General features: G+C 61.8%; 17 protein-coding genes. 3 read left to right on the top strand and 14 right to left on the bottom strand.

Annotated features, from left to right (window positions below; all coding sequences use genetic code 11):
* Nucleotides 1-154: 154 nt before the first annotated feature.
* The 7 genes from AA0535_RS14330 to AA0535_RS14300 form a co-directional block, all read right to left on the bottom strand.
* The gene (locus AA0535_RS14330; RefSeq protein ID WP_023977648.1) at nt 155-361 is read right to left on the bottom strand and encodes a cold-shock protein; all 207 of its coding nucleotides are present in this window, start codon (nt 359-361) and stop codon (nt 155-157) included.
* A gap of 165 nt (nt 362-526) precedes the next feature.
* On the bottom strand, nt 527-1345 hold the full coding sequence (gene rsmA, locus AA0535_RS14325) for a 16S rRNA (adenine(1518)-N(6)/adenine(1519)-N(6))-dimethyltransferase RsmA (RefSeq protein WP_264817318.1): 819 nt from the start codon (nt 1343-1345) through the stop codon (nt 527-529).
* Nucleotides 1342-2769 carry a peptidylprolyl isomerase gene (locus tag AA0535_RS14320; protein ID WP_373319354.1) on the bottom strand — a complete coding sequence of 476 codons (1428 nt, stop codon included), beginning with the start codon at nt 2767-2769 and terminating at the stop codon, nt 1342-1344. The genes rsmA and AA0535_RS14320 overlap by 4 nt, the downstream gene beginning before the upstream one ends.
* A 67-nt stretch (nt 2770-2836) precedes the next feature.
* Nucleotides 2837-5149 carry an LPS-assembly protein LptD gene (locus tag AA0535_RS14315; RefSeq protein WP_264817316.1) on the bottom strand — a complete coding sequence of 771 codons (2313 nt, stop codon included), beginning with the start codon at nt 5147-5149 and terminating at the stop codon, nt 2837-2839.
* Complete coding sequence (gene lptG / locus AA0535_RS14310; RefSeq protein ID WP_264817314.1) at nt 5149-6300, bottom strand: LPS export ABC transporter permease LptG; 1152 nt, start codon at nt 6298-6300, stop codon at nt 5149-5151. Before lptG ends, AA0535_RS14315 begins: the two co-directional genes overlap by 1 nt.
* Entirely contained in the window at nt 6290-7441 is a 1152-nt protein-coding gene (gene lptF / locus AA0535_RS14305) for an LPS export ABC transporter permease LptF (protein ID WP_264817313.1), read from the bottom strand. The genes lptG and lptF overlap by 11 nt, the downstream gene beginning before the upstream one ends.
* A gap of 64 nt (nt 7442-7505) precedes the next feature.
* Nucleotides 7506-7859, bottom strand: a complete 354-nt coding sequence (locus AA0535_RS14300) for a hypothetical protein (RefSeq protein ID WP_264817312.1) — start codon at nt 7857-7859, stop codon at nt 7506-7508.
* 134 nt (nt 7860-7993) lie between these two features.
* On the opposite strand from AA0535_RS14300, the gene AA0535_RS14295 reads away from it, so the two are divergent.
* Both AA0535_RS14295 and AA0535_RS14290 read left to right on the top strand, forming a co-directional pair.
* Nucleotides 7994-9349, top strand: coding sequence for a DUF3142 domain-containing protein (locus tag AA0535_RS14295; protein ID WP_264817311.1), 1356 nt, complete (start codon nt 7994-7996; stop codon nt 9347-9349).
* Entirely contained in the window at nt 9336-11456 is a 2121-nt protein-coding gene (locus tag AA0535_RS14290; RefSeq protein ID WP_264817309.1) for a hypothetical protein, read from the top strand. The genes AA0535_RS14295 and AA0535_RS14290 overlap by 14 nt, the downstream gene beginning before the upstream one ends.
* A 71-nt stretch (nt 11457-11527) precedes the next feature.
* On the opposite strand, the gene ccmI is transcribed toward AA0535_RS14290, so the two are convergent.
* From ccmI to AA0535_RS14255, 7 genes are read right to left on the bottom strand one after another with little or no spacing between them, the layout of a single operon-like run.
* Nucleotides 11528-12259: a c-type cytochrome biogenesis protein CcmI gene (gene ccmI / locus AA0535_RS14285; protein WP_264817307.1), complete on the bottom strand. Its 732-nt coding sequence runs from the start codon at nt 12257-12259 to the stop codon at nt 11528-11530.
* Nucleotides 12256-12741 carry a cytochrome c-type biogenesis protein gene (locus AA0535_RS14280; RefSeq protein ID WP_264817305.1) on the bottom strand — a complete coding sequence of 162 codons (486 nt, stop codon included), beginning with the start codon at nt 12739-12741 and terminating at the stop codon, nt 12256-12258. Before AA0535_RS14280 ends, ccmI begins: the two co-directional genes overlap by 4 nt.
* Nucleotides 12738-13298, bottom strand: a complete 561-nt coding sequence (locus AA0535_RS14275; RefSeq protein ID WP_264817303.1) for a redoxin domain-containing protein — start codon at nt 13296-13298, stop codon at nt 12738-12740. Before AA0535_RS14275 ends, AA0535_RS14280 begins: the two co-directional genes overlap by 4 nt.
* A 2-nt stretch (nt 13299-13300) precedes the next feature.
* The gene (locus AA0535_RS14270) at nt 13301-15325 is read right to left on the bottom strand and encodes a heme lyase CcmF/NrfE family subunit (RefSeq protein WP_264817337.1); all 2025 of its coding nucleotides are present in this window, start codon (nt 15323-15325) and stop codon (nt 13301-13303) included.
* The gene (gene ccmE, locus AA0535_RS14265; protein WP_264817336.1) at nt 15325-15858 is read right to left on the bottom strand and encodes a cytochrome c maturation protein CcmE; all 534 of its coding nucleotides are present in this window, start codon (nt 15856-15858) and stop codon (nt 15325-15327) included. The genes AA0535_RS14270 and ccmE overlap by 1 nt, the downstream gene beginning before the upstream one ends.
* Nucleotides 15859-15887: 29 nt before the next feature.
* A complete protein-coding gene (ccmD, locus tag AA0535_RS14260; RefSeq protein ID WP_264817301.1) occupies nt 15888-16040 on the bottom strand; it encodes a heme exporter protein CcmD in 153 nt (50 codons plus the stop codon).
* On the bottom strand, nt 16037-16822 hold the full coding sequence (locus AA0535_RS14255) for a heme ABC transporter permease (RefSeq protein WP_264817300.1): 786 nt from the start codon (nt 16820-16822) through the stop codon (nt 16037-16039). Before AA0535_RS14255 ends, ccmD begins: the two co-directional genes overlap by 4 nt.
* 175 nt (nt 16823-16997) lie before the next feature.
* Between AA0535_RS14255 and AA0535_RS14250 the strand changes: the two genes are divergently transcribed.
* Nucleotides 16998-17414 (top strand): EVE domain-containing protein, encoded by a 417-nt coding sequence (locus AA0535_RS14250; protein WP_264817298.1) that lies wholly within the window; start codon nt 16998-17000, stop codon nt 17412-17414.
* Nucleotides 17415-17423: the final 9 nt, after the last annotated feature.

Here is a 17423-nt window from a genome sequence, read left to right as displayed (position 1 = left end):
GGGGGGGGGGGGGGGGAGGAGACAATCCTCCCCTGCCGGTAACGGATCAGCGCGGTATGCGATCCTGCGGGCGAACGATGTGGCAGACCTCAACGGAGTGCATCATGATCTTCTTGCAGGCTTCACCGCCCCGACCTTCCGCTACGGCGAAAACTCAGCTCAGCTTGAGAGCGACTGCCGAGGTCTTGCCGTTACGTCCGACTTCGGTCTCGTAGGAGAGTGCCTGGCCGTCATTGAGAGAGGAAAGATTGGCCTTCTCGACTGCGGAGATATGAACGAACACATCATCGCCGCCGGCATCCGGCTTGATGAAGCCATAGCCCTTGGTGGAGTTGAACCATTTTACGGTGCCTGTTGCCATAACGAGGCTCCTTGATACCATGACGGCCACGCAGAAGAATTATGCGTGCAAACATGCTCCTGCGGGACTGGTCGAGATGCCACATGCACCCGAACGCCCGGGCAAAAGCACCCGTCTCTGTCTTGTATGGGCGTTCGCCGAGCGCTCTGCAAGCGCCTCTCAGCATCAGTTTTCGCCTGCCACCAGTTTGGCAAGGGTTGCGAACTCGTCGATCGAAAGCGTTTCTGCCCGTCGCGTGGCGAGAATGCCTGCTTTCTCGAGCAGAGCCTCCCCCCCGATCGGCCGTAGCGAGGCGCGCAGCATCTTGCGTCTCTGGCCGAAAGCCAGATGCGTGACGTGCTCCATGGCCTTGAACAGTGAGGCCGACGGCTGTTCGGGATGCGGTACGATATCGACCACGGCGGAATCCACCTTGGGCGGGGGCGAGAACGCGCCGGGGGGCACTTTCATCACCATGGCGCAACTCGCACACCACTGCGCGAGAACGCCCAGACGTCCATAAGCGCTGGTATCCGGCGCCGCACAGATGCGCTCGGCGACCTCGAGCTGGAACATGAGCGTCATACGCTCCCAGGAAGCTGCCTGACGCAGCCAGCCCACCAGAAGCGGAGTCCCGACGTTATAAGGGAGATTCGCCACGATCTTGCGGGGTGTCGGGCAGAGCGTGGCGCAATCCAGGGCCATGGCATCGGCCTTGATCAGGGTCAGCCTTCCCTCGGCATGGGCCACAAGCTCATCGAGCAGAGGCCAGGCGCGCTGATCGATTTCGACCGCATGAACCCCGACGGCCTTCGTGTCGAGCAGGGCGCGGGTCAGACCGCCGGGACCGGGCCCGATCTCGACGACATGGCGCCCTGTCATATCGCCACCGAGCGCTGCGATCCGGGCCACAATTCCGGGATCGAGAAGAAAATGCTGTCCGAACGACTTTTTGGCATCGAGCCCGTGAATGCGGATGGAGTCTCGCAGCGAGGGAAGGGTCATCCCTGACCCGACGCCTTTTTGCCGTGGGGCTTCGGCGCAGGGGTATCGTCCTCTGTTGCCGGGGCGTCATCGTGCCTGGCCGTGTCGGCCTTGTCATCCTTGCGCATTTCGATGACCGAACGACGTTCGAGATCGCGTTCAAGCTGGCGTGAAGCCTGCTCGACGCGCTCGTTCATCAGGCTGTCGGCAATCTCGCTCGGGCTCTGCTGGGCAATGTTCTTCTGCCCTTTCGAGCAGACGGCGAGCAGCGCAATCCCGTCTGTCGAAACAAGGGGGCGGCTCGACTGGCCAGTGGGAAGATCCGAAAGGACCTGGCGCATCTGCGGGTTCAGACGCTCAAGAACGAGCTGGCCACCCGGATCGGAAGGATGCTTTTCCCCGAGGCTGCGATTGAGAGCTTCCATCGCGTCACAACCATGAACCGACTGGGCCGCCGAAGTCGCCTTTTGCAGGGCCAGTTTCTGCTGGTCTGTCGGGTTTTGCGGGTTCAGCGGGGAGGTAAAGGGGAAGAAAGCCTGACGGACCGTCACCATGGTGACATTCTGGTGACCGATCGTGCGCTTGCCGTTCACGGTCACGATGACATAGCCCCCCGCAACCTTGACTGGGTTGGAAATGGCACCGATCGGCATCTGGCGTACGATATCCACCACAGGGGGATCGAGGCTGTCTTCCTGTACCCAGCCCATGGTGCCGCCATCGAGCGCCGTCTGTGCCTGCGAGAACTGGGCAGCCACGATGGGGAAAGGTGCGCCGTTACGCAGCTGGGTGATGATCGTCCTGGTGAATTCGAGTTCCGTTTCCGCGTGGCGAGGGTCGGCCACGGGGATGAAGATCTCGCTCACATTATACTGCGCGCGGCCTTCCTCGGCGCGGAGAGCCTCCTCGCGCTGTGAAATCTCGCGTGCGGTGATGCGGCCACGCCCCGAAATTTCTTCCCGCAGCACCTGCATCCAGCCGATCTGCACGCGGATCTGGTCGATCAGCGTGGTGAGCGACACGCCATCCTGCGCCAGACGATCGCGCAGGGCATTCTTGGGCATGCCATTGCGCGCTTCGATGTTGTTGATCGCCTGAGCGATCTGCTGCGGCTCGACATTGATGTGACGCTTGAGGATCTCCTGCGTCTTGATGCGCTCATCGACAAGCTGGCGGATGATCTGCGGACGCAGGCGCTGCATCAGATCCGGGCTGATATTCAGCCCCGTCGACAGGGCAAAGAGCTTCCCACGGTTATCCACGTCCCGCTCGGTCAGGACCTGACCGTTGATCGTGCCCAGAATGGCGTCTTCGGGCGGGATGGCGGCTGGTGCCACGCTGCCGTGGCCCGGATGCGCCCGCTGGGCATGATGGGCAGGTGCTGCGGCAACCGGCAAAGCGGGCAGGGCCATGCAGGTTGCAAAGCCCAGAAGCATCGCGCGCATCGAGCGGGGAGCACCGGATTGCGGGGCAGCCCGAAGGAAGGGGGCGGAAAAGATCATTGCGCGTCCGTCAGCCATTGATTCCGAAGGTACCGATTGTCTTGAAGGTGAGATTGAACAGCACGGTCGTGTTGCGCTGCTGACCACCGATCGAGGTATATTGCTTGATCGCAAGGATGTCCAAACCGAAGCAGTCATTCGAATAGCCGATATCGCCACCGAGACTGACGAACTCGTGCCGGGACAGCGAGCGGCGCCCGTAAACCGAGGCGTGATATTGCTTGTAAGCCGTCGAGACACCTGCCGTGACTTCGTTCGTCGGAGTGTAATAGACCTGTGTCGGACCGTTCAGGCGATAATTGGTCGCATAGAAGTAATAGGGCGTGACAGGCTCGTAGATGTACCCGGCATTCACATGGAATACAGGCACACCGACGCTGACCAGCCCCTCACCGTAATCGAATTTCTTGCGCCAGGGGTCGTATCGGCCACGCGCTGTCAGATCGAGATACTGGTTGGGACTGACACGCACGCGCGCCACTGGCGATGACAGATGGTGGGACAGGCCCGAATAGGCGATGCGGTTCTGGGTGATGTGCTGCTGAATGCTCTCACCCACAAGAAAATCGACCACATGACCGCGCCACGTCCAGTTTCCATGCACGCCCACATTGCCGCGCAATCCGCCATCGAGGCGGTCGGTGCCCGTATAGCGGTTGAGAGAGAACAGGGTGCTGTCCGTGAATTCGTACTGGAGCGAATCCTCATTGGGAATCATGCGCGTGGCGCTGTTGCCCATATTCGGGGCGGCGATCGCCTGCACGATCGGTTCGAGAATCTGCGAGCCATGCCCGTGGGCGAAGCTGCGCAGGAATGGCCAGTTCATCTTGAGGGCAACGGTAGGGAGCACCCAACCGGTCGTATGCGTGCCGGTATCGACGTAATAAGTCGGCTGTTCCGTCAGATGGCTGGCCTGATACACGGTGGCGTCGAGCCTTGCGGTCAGCAGCCAGACCTGCCCCAGAACATTATGGAACGGACGATTCCAGTTCATCTGGATCTGCCCGCGCTGGTCGCGCGTCCCCTCCGGACGATAGACGTTGAAGTCGTTCGTGCTCAGAGAGAACGTACCGCCCAGCGGGTCTGTCTCACCCTGAAAGGCATAGGTGAAGCGCGGCAGCACGAAAGGCAGGTTCGAGTTGCGAATGACGCCTTGGTTCAGGCCCTGATAGAACTGCCCGTCGAGACGCGCATAGGATCCGACGCCAAAACCATCGATATAGGCAGTCGATTGCAGGGTTTCGTTACCGTATCCGGTGATGCGGTAGTCGCGCATGTAGTTTGCCGAGGAAGCCAGATTGACATTCGCGCCAGCGCGCCAGTGCGGATCGATATCGAATACGGCGCTGCCGCGCACATAACCCTGGATCCCGTTGTCGTTCGTTCCACTGACATTATTGCCGAAGGTGTTGACGTAACTGCCTTCCTTGTGGGTGCTGTAGGCCACGCCGCCGGTGAAGTTGATCTTGCCGAAATTCAGCTGGTTCCGGTATTGGCCGCTCACCTGTGGGCCCGTACGTGTCGAGACAAGCCCCTGCACGGTCAGATCCTGCTGGTCGTCGATCGCCCAGAAATACGGAATGGTGAAATACGTGCCGAGATAACGGTCATGCGGGTTGATGCCGGGCATGAGAAAACCGCTTTGGCGCTTCACGCTCGGATCGGTCATGGAAAAGATCGGCAGATACATGATCGGCAGGCCGAACATGTCCAGATAGGCGTGGCTGAACTCAATGCGCTTGTGCTCGGCATCCTGGGTCGCGTTATAGGCGCGCAGCTGCCAGAACGGTGCACGCGAGGGATCCTTCGCACAGATCTCGCAGGCCGTGTAGACGGCTTTTGCCATGTCGTTGATCTTGCCGTTCGTGCGCCTCATGCCATTGGCGGCAAGCTTGGCGTTGTCTTCCATGCGCAAGAAGATGGCACGGGCAATACCATCATGCATGCCATTGCTCAGCTCGACGTAATCGGCAAAGCTCGTGCTGCCGTCGGGCTCGACCATGGCCACATGACCGGTTGCGGTCATGACGCCTGTATTGCGGTCATAAACGATCTTGTCAGCGCGCAGCGCGTGATCGCCCTGCCACACCTGCACATTGCCCGTCCAGGTGGCGACGCCTGTCTTGGTGTAGCTCTCCTGATCGGCAAGATAGGTTACCGGGTCGGATTGCGATGAGGGCTTGCCCACCGCAACTTTGGGCCCGGTCTGGCGCTGCATGGTTGCCCCGGCCTGGGGAATGCTGCCGAACGTCGCGCTACCCGCGAGCATGGAGGCGGCAAGCCAGGACCTGCGCCTGTAATGCGCCACGCGCCGTTTCGACATCAACCATCCTCCAGATGCAGAAGCAAGGCTACCGCCAAGCAGAGACCCGCGCCAGTCGGCGCCCAGGCCGCCATGACAGGCGGGAGGGCACCGGATTCACCAAATTGCGCTGCCACCTTCGAAATGGTGAAGAGCGCAAAGCCCGCAGCGATGCCCGAACCCATCATGCGCGCCACACCGCCGCGCCGCGTGGGACGCATGGAGAAGCCAGCCGAGACGAGTGCCATTGTGCCGCACAGGATCGGAAGAGCTAACAGAGTCTGGAAGTGCAGTCGATGGCGTATGGAGGAAAAACCGGAACGTTCAAGCAGGTGAATGAACCCCGGCAGTGACCATACCGAAAGGGTATCCGGCGAGGCAAAACTTTGCTCGACGCGTTTGAGCGAGAGGTTCGTCGGCAGGAGGTAATCGCCGATATGCAGGGGCAGGTGATTGGGTCGGACCGTGGCCGCATCCTCGAGCTTCCAGGCTCCCTTCACCAGCTCGCCACGCGGTGCCTCGATGCGGACCACGAGCTGGTCACGATCATCGAGGCGAAAGACACTGATGTCATCGATGCGCAGGTGACGATCATGGAGGAAGACATGGCGTGCGTGAAGAATGGCGACGCCCTGGCCGCCTTCTGCATCATCGAGCTGACGCAACCAGAGAGCCCCGCCATTGAGCGAGAGCGGGCCACCGCCCGTCTTCAGATAGGCCTCGTCGAGAAGTTCCGCCTTGCGGAACATGGTGGATGAAAGGGGCGAAAGCGCCATGCTGCCGAATGCGCCCAGAAGAATGGCACAGGCAAGCGGCGCTGCCAGAAACTGCCAGGCCGAGATACCGGCTGCACGCGCCACGATCAGTTCGGAGGAACGCGTCAGACGCCAGAAGCACACAATCCCACCCAGCAGGATGCCGAACGGCATGATCATGATCATGAAATAGGGTACGTGCAGCCCGGCAATCTCGCTGACCAGACTGGTAGGAACGTCCGGCTTGGTGGCGACGCGACGCAGCAGATCGATGAAATCGAAAAGAGAGACCAGCCCGGTCAGGGCGGCGATCATGGCGAGCGCGAACAGGGTGAAGATGCGCGATATGTAGATCGACAGCGTTACCGAGACGCCAGCGGAAGTGCCCTTGAAAAGGGTGAAGGGACTACGCGCCATGGGATGCCTTCTTCCCGGACTGGCGGCTTCGAGGGGCGAAAAGCCACAGGGCACAGCCTATCGCTGGCAGAATGGCCGTGGCCCAGAGCAAGGGAATGAGGGCGAGGTTTCTGCCCGCGAGATTTTGCAGCATCAGCGAGGCCGCCATCAACCCCACGACGGAGAGGATGGCCGCAAGAGGCCGTTTGATGTTGCCGTGTCGCGAAAATGCCCCGCTCAGGACCGCTACGAGAGCAATCATGCCGAAGGACAGTGTGGTGAGCGGGGAGGTGAGGCGTCGCCAGCCTTCAACGGCAAATTTGCCCCAGTCGCGTTGCGAGACGTAGCGCGGATCTGGGTGAAACAGCTCCGAGAGAGACATTTCGGAGGCATCACGCACTTCCCTGTCAGCCTGTTTGCTGCCTGACAGATCGAGCGAGTTCCGGTCGAACGTGAGTACATTCAGGCGTCCCGTATGATGGTCGATTTCCTGTCGTGAGCCGTTGAACAGGACCACGCGCGGCTGGTTGTTGACCACAATCATCGTGCCACGCTCTGCAATGATGGTGGCGCGGGCTTCCGGTTGCCTGTCGTCTTCCACAAATACACCATGCATGACGCCGTCGCGGTCACGCTTGCGCACATAGACAGTCATGTCCTTCGAGAGCTGGGCGAAAACCCCGTCCTGAAGCAGGAATGCCGCCATGCGGTTGCGGATCTCGAACTCGTAGCGCCTGAAGGCGTGATAGGACACGGGCACGAGCCAGAGATTGAGAATGTAGCCCAGAACCGTCGCGATCAGGGCACAGGCCATGGCCGGTCGTGCCAGCTGGAAGGGTGAGAGCCCTGCTGCCTGCATCACGGTGAGTTCACGGTCGCCCGACATGCGCTGATAGCCGAACAACACGACCAGGAACGTCGTGATGGGCAGGATGACTGCGAGAAAGGACGGGATCATCAGGGAAGTGAGCTGCAGGAATACACGCAGCGACAGACCACGATCCACCACCAGCGAGACGAAACGCAGGGATTGCATCAGCCAGATCAGGGCGATGGCGCCACTCGTGATTCCGACCAGCCCCAGAAAGAGCTGACGCAGGATATAGCGTTCACGCAGAAGCAGCATGGAACGGCGCGGGGGGCGTGAAGCCGATACAGACATGGGTATTGCCCTTAGCGTTTCGCCAGACTTGCCGAAAGCTGCATCTTGTTACGAAATCTGTGTCCTAGCGTGGATTACGCAGCCAGCGATCACCCGTATGACGGCTGTGGGCGACAAAGAACCCGGCCAGAAGTCCAGCCACGGCAAACGCCACCGTCCATCCAGAGGGACGGACAATCAGCAGAGAAAGGGCTGGTGTGGCCACGAGGCCAATCACCGTGCTCGTGACCGTCTCGGTCCTGGTCGGGCCGAAATGACGCTCGGCATGGCAATGCGGACATTGCTCGTCCGTGCGTTGCATCTTGCCGCGGCATGCCGGGCACAGCACCACGCTCTCCTGCGCCGGGGGGCGCGGAACGGGCAGGTAATTTCCGGTCAGAACAGATCGCTGACGGGGCAGGGGAGACAGTCGCACCATGCTCAGCACATGCCGCGAAGCATGGTGACAGTGCAATATGAAAATAGGTGACGGGGCGCTCAGTCTGGAGGCCGGGCCGCATTTGCGTTAGCAGGAACAGGCATTGAGCCGGTGTTCCGCCCAGAGGAGGATCGATGAACAGGCGCGGTTTTTCTCTCGTTCTGTGCCTGATGGTGGTGCTTTCGTCCGTGGGGTTCGTGCTTTACCGGGAAACGACCGTTACCCTGCCCGCGCCCATGAACTCGGAGGCCTATATCTGGCAGCGTGTGTGGAGCGATGCCCTTGTCAGGTCGATTGAGACTGCCAACCCGTTCATAGAAACCTGGCACATCCTTGCGTCGGAGCACGATCAGAACGGCAACTGGCATGATTCGGGGTGGGGCGATGACGTTCGGCCCGTCCTGGGCCGAGACGAGACGGCTGAGCGGAGGGCGCCCGCGTATGACTCAGGGGCGCGAGGGGGAAGCGCGTCTGAGCCGGACTTCAGGCAAAGACGCGCAGGAAGCATCGTGAAGGCCCTGGCTACGCATCGGGTGATCGCCGTGTTTCGCCTGAGCGGACGCCGTCCCGATCTCGATCCGGCCGAGGTGGCATCGCATATCCGCGCGCTGCTTGCACGCTGGATCGCCTCGGGGATCAGAGTGAACGGCGTTGAGATCGATCACGACTGTGCAACCGCGCAGCTTGCCATCTATGCCCGGTTCCTGGCAGCCCTGCGCGCCGATCTGGCGCCCGGAACCAAGCTGACAATCACGACGCTCCCGGCATGGCTCGGTGCCAGTTCTTTGCCTTCTGTGCTTGCACAGGCTGATCGGGCTGTTCTGCAGCTTCATGCCGTTCGCGATCCGGTGGAAGGCCTCTTCGGCCCTGCGCAGGCGCGGGACTCAGCGGAGCGCTTTGCACCCATTGCCTCACAGTATCTGCGATCGCATCAGTGGCGCATCGCACTTCCAAGCTATGGATCGCTCGTGGTCTGGGGGCAGGATGGCCATTTGGCGGCGGTTGAGAGTGAGGCCAGTCAGGGGATCGCCCCAGGCGCAGGTCAGGAACTGGTGGTCGAGCCGACCCGCGTCGCCGCATTCATGCGTCTTATCGAGTCCCGTCGACCGGAAGGTCTCAAAGGCTGGATCTGGTTCCGGCTTCCGGTCGCAGGAGATCGCCGCGCCTGGAGTCTGGAATCCTGGAGCAATCTCGTCCGGCATGAACCCGTTCGCGAAGCGATGAGCGTTGAGACGCAGCCTGCCGGGCAGGCCCTGTATCATATCATTGTCAGGAATGCGGGGACGATTGACGCCCTTCCGCCCCCGGTCCTTCATGTAACTAGCCCGTGCCGTGGGATCGGAGCGCAAAACCCCTATCGTCTCGATTATGACCGTGCGGGGCCGGTGCTTCTGCGCACGCAGACCAGACTGCTCCCGGTCGGTCAATCATTCATCGCAGCCTGGCTCAGCTGCCCGCAGGAGGAGGCGCCCATTCATGTCACACCCTGATCAGTCTCGCGAGCCTCAGACTTCGCCTCGCCTTATGAGGCGCAAGCGGGGCTTATTCGCGGTCCTGGCCCTTGCCTCAACCTCGATAGCAAGCGTCCTGGCCTGTGGGCCGTTTTTTCCCGAGCAGCTTCTGGATGATCGCAAGGCGACTCTCGAAAACCTGCCCGTCTTTTCCTTTGCGCAAGAGGTGGTGCGTCTCTTGCCGCCTGCACCTGCACCGATCGAAAGAGCGTCCGCAGGGAGTACCCAGCCAACAGCCCAGGCGCTTTACGATCGGGGAGCGAACGCCTTTCGCGATGCTCAAAGCCTCGATCATGGTCTCGCGGATTTCGAGGCGATTAGTCATTTGCCTGAGGCCGGAACGGATGGCGTGAGAGTGAAAGCCGCCTTCATGAGCGGCAGGGTTCATGAGGTCCTTGCCTTTGCCGAAGGCCAGCACGCGGAACCCGAGCTGGCGGCCGCTGCGCGTGATTTCGCCCTGACACGGCAACTGGTCGCGCAGGGCTGGAGCGATCCCGATGGTCTCGACGCTGCCTCGTGGGGAGAAGAGGCGCGGCTTGCGCTGCATACACCGGACGGTCTGTGCGGGTGGGGTGAGATAACCCGGCACGAGGCGTGTGAGAGGGATCTGACGAGCGAGCAGATCTCCAGAGCGCTCGAGCTCTATCTCCATCAGGCTGTAGCTGGCGGGTCTTCCGGCGTTGACTCGCTGAGCTTCCTTCTCGAATGGATTTCCAGACATCCCGCTCACCTCAAGGCGCTTGCGCAGGAAAGGCTCGGGCGCGATCTGCTCAGCCTCTATGTGCTGGCTTACGATGATGGCACGGAGCCTGCGCACGCCGCCATGAGGGGGCTCGCGCAATCGGCCTCGGGGAGAAAGGCCGCCCCGGGTGAGAAAAACGATCTGCTTGCGCTTGCCGCCTATCGGCTGGATCAGTTCGAACTCGCGGCCGCGTTCGCGGGCGACGATCCGGCCCCTTATGCCGCCTGGGTGCGGGCGAAGCTGGCCATACGGGCCAATGATCTGGCAGGAGCCGCACGCGCTTATGCGCAAGCCATCAAGGGGTTCCCGACGAACACCCCGAGTGGGGATGCCGCAATTTCATCCCGGATCCGGAGTGAGAGCGGGGTTCTCAAGCTCTCGAGAGGCGAATTCGTTCAGGCCTTCATAACCCTCTTCGACGCAGCGCAAGGCGACGGAGTCTATGATGACGGGGTGGCCGATGCTTCTTATCTCGCTGAACGTGTCCTGACGGTCGACGAACTCAGGGCTGAAATTGACCGGGCCATTCCCGCCAGTCCGAAGCCGCCGCCAACTCATGATGGTGCCTCCCTCCCCCCCATCACGCGAGGTGATATAATGCGGCACATTCTGGCGCGTCGTCTGGTGCGTGAGGGCCGGCTGGAGGAGTCTCTGGCCTATTTCCCGGAGGATGACGACCCGCGCTACGGGTGGAGAACCGAAGACGGTCGCACAATCTTCCAGCCCTTTCGCCAATGGGTGCGCGCTTATGCCAAGGCGCTTGACGATGCGCGATCGCGGTGGACGCGCGTCAGCCGGGCCCAGGGCTGGTTCGAGGCCGCGAATCTGGTACGAATCTATGGCATGGAGATCATGGGTACCGAGCAAGGGCCGGATTATGCGGCCTATGGCGGTGCTTATGCGGGTGGCGCGGGACGAAGCCTCTATTCGAGTGATGCGCAGGACGTGCCGGAAGGCAGCCTGACGGCGCAGCAGCGCGCAGACAGGGCTTTGAAGGGGCCATTCATCACGCCGGATGAGCGCAAGCGCTATGCCGAAAGCGATGTGACGCCCTATGCCCGGTATCATTATCGCTGGGTCGCGGTGGGCTATGCGGAAAAAGCGGCGGATCTGCTGCCCCCGCGTTCGCAGGCTTTTGCTGCTGTGCTGTGTCAGGCCGCCTCCTGGCAGACCGACCGGACATCGCTGCTTTATGCGCGTTATCTCAGGCAGGGCGCGCTGGTCTCTTTCGGACGGGACTTCGGCAATCGGTGCGAGGTCGCGCCCGACTTCGATGCGGCGCGCCATTTCGCGCTGCATACGAGATGGCGGCGGCTCAGGGAAAGGATCGCGCGCCATCTGTGAAGGGCATCCGACACCCCTCTGAGGGTCGATTTCCCGATGCAGCCCCGGAGGCCGCATCGGTCACACAGGTGTCAATGCGCCTGATCGTGCTCCCCGCTCGCGATACGCGCCTCGACCGCAAGGCGCCAGGGTGCATCGGCCGGGGCCGCGTCAAGCGCCCTGCGATAGAGCGCGAGGCTATCGGCCGAGATATGCCCGTCGCGTTGTGTCTGGAGTTCCGCAATCTGCAAGGCGAGTTCGGGAATGAAGCGCACTGCCAGCGCCTGACGATAGGCATGAATGGCGTTGTCGATCCGGTCCAGATGCTCGTCAACCTGCCCGAGCAGGATCGACTGGCGCACATAATCGGGATCATCCGGAGACATGGATGCGACTTGCCGGGCGAGCTTGTCGAACAGCCGCAGCATTTCCGGGCTGACCGCGGAATGGGCGCTGCCGTGCGGCTGAGGCGGCAAGGAGGGGTGCCCATTGACGAGATAAAGGGCAAAACCGAATGCCGGGAGCAGGGCGAGAAGTCCTAGCAGTCTCTTCCGGTCTCCCTGTGGGGCCATGGCGTGCTCGGTCATGGAATCGGCACTCAGGATACGCCTTTGTATCTCGAGTTCGGCGCGCGCCCGTTCGCTCTCGTCGATCAGCCCGGCATCGCGGTCGCGTTCCAGATCGTGAAGCTGCTCGCGATAGAGGGTCAGCGCCGAACCGCGTGCCGTGACAGCAGATGCAGTCCGGGCAGGCCGACGCAGGAGCAATGCAAAAAGGGGCAGCATGGCCATCAGGGTTACTGCGAGAAAACCGACGCCACTCATGAGGCAGGTCCCTCTTCCTGCATGATCCGCGCCAGACGTGCCTGTTCAGCCGCCGTAAGGGCCTCCGGCTGCGGTGTGGCGGCGGCACGCCGTCGCAGCATGAGAAACGCCGCGAGGAGACCCGCCGTGAGTGCCAGGACCGGCATGATCCAGAGAAGCAGCGTGGCTGCCGATAACCCTGGGCGAAGCCTGATGAACTCGCCATAGCGTCGGGTCATCCAGGTCATGATCTGCTGGTCGCTCTCCCCTGCGGCCACATGGGTGCGAACGACATGGCGCAGGTCGCGGGCGAGATCGGCGCTGCTATCCTCGATCGACTCGTTCTGGCACACGAGACAACGCAATTGAGCGCCAATTGTCTCGGCCCTTTTCTCCTGCACCGGGTCAGACAGTTTCTCGGAAGGATCGTCGAGCGCTCGGGCCGGGAGCGCAATGCCGAGCAGGGCGATGGTCATCATCGCCATCCATTGGGCCCGGTTCATCGCTTCTGCCTCGCAAGCGGGAGGATCTCGCGCTGGAATACGGCCTCGTCGAGCGCAGCAGCGCCATGCCAGGCAATATGACCGCCGGGCAGCACCAGAAAACTCTCAGGCACGCCACTCACCCCCCAGTCTATGGCAGTCATGCCGCTCTGATCGAGCGCGACGCGGGCATAGGGCGATCCATCGCGTGTCACGAAACGCTGGGCATCTTCAGGCTTGTCCTTGTAGGCGATGCCCCACAAGGCAATCTGCTGCCCTATCGCGCGCAGCGTGGCCATCTCGGCGACACAGGGGATGCACCATGAAGCGAAGAAATTGACCAGAACCGGAACGGGGCTCATGCGCAGGGCTGCCGTGTCGAAGCCTTTCTCTCCGCCGGAAAGGCCGGGCAGGGTGAAATCAGGCACGTCACGTGAGGCAGCATCCAGACGTATTGCACGGGGATCGAAACTGCCCGCCTGCATGGAGGACAGCATCTTCCAGCAGCCAGCGCCAATCAGACCAGCCCCCGCAACAGGCAGGGCCATGAGCAGGCGACGTCGCGTCGAGGCGGTCATGATCAGGCTCCCTCCATCGCTGCATTTGTCCGTCCCTGTTTCATGGGCGCGCCAAAACGATGGCGACGATCGGTGAGCGAGAGCCCGCCCCCCAGTGCCATGATGATCCCGCCAAGCCAGATCCAGGGTGCGAGCGGATTGTTGTGCAGACGCAGCACATAACGTGCCTCTCGTCCGCCGTCATGAGTGCCCCCATGAGCGTCACCAAGGGCGGCATAGAGATCGCGCATCAGATTGGTGCGTATGGCAACATCGGTTGTGACCTGATGCTGGCTCGTGAAATCGCGCCGCGAGGGATGCAGTATGGCCACAGACCGCCCGTTGCGGGCGACAGCGAGATCGGCCACGAGCGCCTCATAATTCGGCCCTTTCTCCTGCCTCACGGCCAGAAGCGTCCAGTCCAGATTGCCCTGATGCAGGGTCTGACCGATGCCGATCTCAACGACATCGTGTCTTGCCTGTGACATGCCCGTCAGGCCGAGAACCGTCACGCCGACACCGATATGGGCAATGCTGCTTCCCCAGATGGCGCGAGGCAGATGACGCGCCCTCTGGCCCGCAGCCCCCAGTCTGGCGCGCCAGGTCGAAGCCCGGTCCAGACGTGGGGCAATCCGGAGTGCCATATCGGTCAGGCTGGACAGGATGACCCAGAGCGCTGCCGCCGCGCAGAGCGCTGGCAGGATACCTTCCAGCATCATGAGCCCCACCAGCAGAGACAGGGCGGTCACGAAGGCCGCCAGTCGCAGACGGCGTAGCACGGGAGCGAGATGTCCACGCTTCCAGGGCAGCATGGTCCCTGCCGCCATCACAATCAGCAGGGGGAGGGCCAGGGGAATGGTTGTCGCATCGAAGAAGGGCTTCCCCACCGAGAGTGTGCGCCCGGTCAGGATCTGCATGAACGGGGGGTACATGGTGCCCGTTACCACAACGGCGCACAGGGCACAGAGCAGGATATTGTTCAGCACCAGTCCGCCCTCGCGCGAGACAGGGGCAAACAGGCCGCCTGCGCTCAATGAGGGCGCCCGCCATGCAAAAAGCACCAGCGATCCCCCGATCACGATTCCAAGAAGCGCCAGAATGAAGACGCCGCGCGCGGGATCATTCGCAAAGGCATGAACGGAGTTCAGAATGCCGGAGCGCACGAGAAACGTGCCGGATAGCGAAAAGGAGAAGGAGGCAATGGCGAGCAGCACCGTCCAGATGCGCAGGGCATCGCGCTTTTCGACCACCACGGCCGAGTGCACAAGCGCGGTGCCGGTCAGCCATGGGATCAGCGAAGCATTTTCGACCGGGTCCCAGAACCAGTAGCCGCCCCAGCCGAGGACATAATAGGACCACCACGAGCCCATGGCGATGCCAAGCGTCAGAAAGCACCATGCAGCAACGGCCCAGGGGCGCACCCAGCGTCCCCAGGCGGCGTCGACACGCCCCTCGATCAACGCAGCAACCGCAAAAGCGAAGGGCACCGCGAACCCGACATAGCCAGTGTAGAGGACCGGCGGATGGAAAGCGAGGCCAGGGTCCTGAAGCAGCGGATTCATTCCCTGACCGTCGGGCGGAGCTGGCCAGACGCGGGCGAACGGATCAGATGTCAGCAGGCAGAAAAGCTGGAATCCTGTGGAAACGCCACCGAGTATGGCCAGCACACGGGCCTTGAGCACCAGAGGCAGGCCCCGCCCAAGCAAGGCGACAGCACCTCCGCAAACCGCGAGGATAAGTGCCCAGAGTAGCACGGAGCCCTCGTGATTTCCCCACACTCCGGTGATCTTGTACAAGAGCGGTTTGCTGATCGCCGAGTTGGCCGCAACATTCTGCACCGAGAAATCATCCTCAATGGCGCAGATGATCAGGCTCAGGAATGAATAGGCCAGGGCCAGGAGCTGGGCGCAGGCCAGTGCAGGGGCAAGGTCGAGCAGAAACTGCCGACGGCGTGCCGCGCCCCAGAGCGGCAGAACGAACTGTGCAAGGGCAAGCACACATGCGAGGGCAAGGGCATAATGCCCTTCCTCGGCACCGAAAACCGTCATCATGGCAAGGGGCTGCCGCTGTTCGCGCGACTTGCCTGTGCCTCGTTCCTTGTCATGGTATTCCAGCTTTCAGCCGAGGGCGGTTTGCCGAAACGCGGGTCCCATTTGCCGCTGCGCTGCAGGGCCTCGGCAACTTCCCTGGGCATGTAGGTCTCGTCATGCTTGGCGAGCACTTCCGACGCTGCAAAATCCTTGCCGGGTACCCAGGTTCCCAGGGCCACCACACTTTGGCCCTCCCGGAATAGATCGGGCAGGATACCCTCAAAACGTACTTCGATGGCGGCCTGCCCGTCGGTGACCTGAAACAGATTGACCGGGCTCTGTCCCTGTACGGTGCGCCGAAGTGAGCCGGCCACCACCATGCCTCCCAGCCTGATCACGCGATCAGGCGCGGGTGGGGTCTTCAGCACCTGTGAAGGCGCCATAAAAAAGACGATGCTGGAAGAAAACGCGTTGAGGACCAAAGCCGTGGCCACGGCAAAGCAGGCAAGACAGCTCAGCACCAGCCATAGGCGACGGGTTTTGCGTGTCATGCGGCGTTGGGAGACGGTACGCGTCACAGTCATGAAGGGCGGGTTCCTGAAGCCGCGCGCTTCTCGACCAGCGCGAGGCGTTGTCTGGCGCGACGCAGTCGCCAGACGAGTTGGGAGCCGAGAACGGCGATTGCGGCGAGCGTCAGCCCATAGGAGGCGGCAATATAGGGCAGGTGGGTCATGCCGTTTCTCCCTGGCGAAGCCTGCGGGTGAGCATCTGCTGCGCCCTTGTCTCGAGAATGGCGGACGTGACCCGTCCAACCACGAGTGCTGCAAAACCGAGCGTGAATCCGGCCATGCAGATCGCGAGTGGCAGCAGCATAGACAACGCCATGGCAGGGGCATGGGTCAGGGTTATGCTGTCAGGCTGATGCAGGGTGTTCCACCAGGTCACACTGAACTTGATGATGGGCAGGTCGATCGCACCGGCAAGAGCAAGCACGGCAGCCGCACGATAGCCACGCTGCGGATCGTCAAAGGCCTGAATGAGGGCGATATGCCCGAGATAGAGAAAGAACAGCACCAGCACCGACGTCAGGCGTGCATCCCAGACCCACCATGTGCCCCACATCGGTTTACCCCAGAGCGACCCTGTGATCAGGCATAGCGCCGTGATCACGGCACCGACCGGGCCGATCTCGACAGCGGCCAGATCGGCAAGAGGGTGTTTCCAGACAAGGGAGAGCGCGCCGCAGACAGCGAGTGCCGCGTATCCTGACGAGGCCAGAATGGCCATGGGCACGTGGATGTACATGATCCGTACGGCATCGCCCTGCTGCCAGTCAGCCGGTGCGACATACAAAGCCCAGATCAGCCCCACGGCAAGCAGGACACAGGCGCTCACCGAGAGGATAGGCAGGAGCCAGCGCGAGAGGCGCAGGAACCGTCCAGGGTTGGCAAAACGATGCAGGAAAGAGCCCTGCACATCCCGTTGCGCCGTGATCTGCTGCGTGGCTTTCGTCACTCTTGTCCTCTCTCCCTCGACATCCGGGCATGATATAGACGGCAAAAGTTCTGTCCGCTGAAGGTTTTTGATCGAAAGCTGTCCTGATACGGTAAACCGCGCGGAGAGGGGAGAAGGCAAGGGGCAGTTTGTTTCGATAAGCGTAACAAATTTCGCCGATATCGGAAGGTCGTTGATGCAGTACTGGTTGATCAAATCCGAGCCCGAGACCTTCTCGTGGCAGCAGCAGGTGGCGAATGGCGTCGAGCCATGGACAGGCGTGCGCAATTACCAGGCACGCAACAACCTCTCTGCCATGCGATGCGGAGATTTGGCCTTCTTCTATCATTCGGTCTCGGACAAGCAGATTGTCGGCGTGGTCGAGGTCGTGCGTGAGGCTTATCCCGACCCGACGGCCGAGGGGGGACAATGGGTGTGTGTCGATGTGGCAGCCCGCGGCGCTTTTGGCACACCTGTCTCGCTTGCAACGATCAAGGCTGATCCTGCCTTGTCAGAAATGGCGCTGCTTCGTCAGTCGCGCCTCTCCGTGGCACCGGTACGACCGCCGGAATGGGAGCATCTTTGCACCATGGGGCATTGGCGCAAGCCCTGACGGGCGACC

Origin of the sequence: Asaia krungthepensis NRIC 0535 (genome assembly GCF_025995175.1) — a bacterium.
Lineage (GTDB): Bacteria > Pseudomonadota > Alphaproteobacteria > Acetobacterales > Acetobacteraceae > Asaia > Asaia krungthepensis.
The sequence above is the reverse complement of the archived record's forward strand: the minus strand, read 5'-3'. Positions and strand labels throughout refer to the sequence as shown.

Coding starts and splice junctions, on each gene's coding strand:
- AA0535_RS14330 (WP_023977648.1), bottom strand. CDS start 361: ATGGCAACAGGCACCGTAAAATGGTTCAACTCCACCAAGGGCTATGGC.
- rsmA (WP_264817318.1), bottom strand. CDS start 1,345: ATGACCCTTCCCTCGCTGCGAGACTCCATCCGCATTCACGGGCTCGAT.
- AA0535_RS14320 (WP_373319354.1), bottom strand. CDS start 2,769: ATGCGCGCGATGCTTCTGGGCTTTGCAACCTGCATGGCCCTGCCCGCT.
- AA0535_RS14315 (WP_264817316.1), bottom strand. CDS start 5,149: ATGTCGAAACGGCGCGTGGCGCATTACAGGCGCAGGTCCTGGCTTGCC.
- lptG (WP_264817314.1), bottom strand. CDS start 6,300: ATGGCGCGTAGTCCCTTCACCCTTTTCAAGGGCACTTCCGCTGGCGTC.
- lptF (WP_264817313.1), bottom strand. CDS start 7,441: ATGTCTGTATCGGCTTCACGCCCCCCGCGCCGTTCCATGCTGCTTCTG.
- AA0535_RS14300 (WP_264817312.1), bottom strand. CDS start 7,859: ATGGTGCGACTGTCTCCCCTGCCCCGTCAGCGATCTGTTCTGACCGGA.
- AA0535_RS14295 (WP_264817311.1), top strand. CDS start 7,994: ATGAACAGGCGCGGTTTTTCTCTCGTTCTGTGCCTGATGGTGGTGCTT.
- AA0535_RS14290 (WP_264817309.1), top strand. CDS start 9,336: ATGTCACACCCTGATCAGTCTCGCGAGCCTCAGACTTCGCCTCGCCTT.
- ccmI (WP_264817307.1), bottom strand. CDS start 12,259: ATGAGTGGCGTCGGTTTTCTCGCAGTAACCCTGATGGCCATGCTGCCC.
- AA0535_RS14280 (WP_264817305.1), bottom strand. CDS start 12,741: ATGAACCGGGCCCAATGGATGGCGATGATGACCATCGCCCTGCTCGGC.
- AA0535_RS14275 (WP_264817303.1), bottom strand. CDS start 13,298: ATGACCGCCTCGACGCGACGTCGCCTGCTCATGGCCCTGCCTGTTGCG.
- AA0535_RS14270 (WP_264817337.1), bottom strand. CDS start 15,325: ATGACGGTTTTCGGTGCCGAGGAAGGGCATTATGCCCTTGCCCTCGCA.
- ccmE (WP_264817336.1), bottom strand. CDS start 15,858: ATGACACGCAAAACCCGTCGCCTATGGCTGGTGCTGAGCTGTCTTGCC.
- ccmD (WP_264817301.1), bottom strand. CDS start 16,040: ATGACCCACCTGCCCTATATTGCCGCCTCCTATGGGCTGACGCTCGCC.
- AA0535_RS14250 (WP_264817298.1), top strand. CDS start 16,998: ATGCAGTACTGGTTGATCAAATCCGAGCCCGAGACCTTCTCGTGGCAG.